The following is a 254-nucleotide window of genomic DNA, read 5'->3' as shown; positions in this document are numbered from 1 at the left end:
CGCATCCCCTGGATGAGCTGCTGCCAGACCTCCTCGCGGAACTCCGTACGGGCGTGTTCCTTGACGGCGTCGTGGACCACCTGGGCGAAGTCCTCGTTCTTCCACTCGCGGCGGGCGAAGCCGACGAGCGAGAAGCCCGGCGGCAGCAGCCCGCGGTTGGCGAGGTCGTACACGGCAGGCATCAGCTTTTTACGTGACAAATCGCCCGTGACGCCGAAGATGACCAGGCCCGACGGCCCCGCGATACGCGGGAG

The 254-nt window shown here is 67.3% G+C and carries 1 pseudogene; it reads right to left on the bottom strand.

The window, feature by feature from the left end:
* Window positions 1-254, bottom strand: a pseudogene (locus KVT44_RS61435) (glucose-6-phosphate dehydrogenase); the annotation flags it as partial.

Origin of the sequence: Streptomyces sp. GbtcB7 (assembly GCF_019091445.1) — a bacterium.
In the GTDB taxonomy this organism is placed as follows: Bacteria; Actinomycetota; Actinomycetes; order Streptomycetales; family Streptomycetaceae; genus Streptomyces; species Streptomyces mirabilis.
Note: the sequence above shows the minus strand (reverse complement) of the source record. Positions and strands in the feature narration are given on the sequence as shown.